The organism is Bacillus cereus group sp. BceL291 (genome assembly GCF_051776705.1).
GTDB classification, from domain to species: domain Bacteria; phylum Bacillota; class Bacilli; order Bacillales; family Bacillaceae_G; genus Bacillus_A; species Bacillus_A cereus.
The window spans coordinates 1-490 of the sequence record NZ_JBPWAP010000242.1; the positions used below are offsets into that span (position 1 = coordinate 1).

Here is a 490-nt window from a genome sequence, read left to right on the forward strand (position 1 = left end):
TAGATCCAAATCCTCTTTGTAACGTTTCATTAGCTCAATTTCTCCATCTACTTGGTTAGCAAATGTATGCAAATCATTTTGCATGAAAAGAATCATTGATTTTTGTAAATCTGCTACTGTTAATTTAGTCGTTAAGTCATATAATTTCTGATTTTGTTTCTCTAAATCATTTAAATATGCACGTTGCTCTGCTGTTAGTTTATTAATTTCAGCAAAAGTATTATATGTTTTTTTAATTTTTTCAGGATCAATTACTTTCATAAGATCATACTCTTTCGTTTTTGTAACTGCAGCTGCAGCGATTTCACCTTTTTTACTTTTCTCTATCGCTTCACGTGCTTCTTTTTTGGCAGCCTCAATTTCTATAGCTGATTTTCCTTTTTCTTTTGCTTCTTGCTCTGCTTTATTCTCTGCGTCTACAATAGCATTGTTTATTTCTTTTCCTTTGTTATACGCTACTACTGCTGTTTGAGCAGCCGGTTCAATGATA

Annotated in this window: 1 pseudogene; it reads right to left on the reverse strand. The window is 32.0% G+C overall.

What is annotated here, in order from left to right:
* Positions 1-490, reverse strand: a pseudogene (locus ACS2CR_RS34390) (hemolysin BL lytic component L2); the annotation flags it as partial.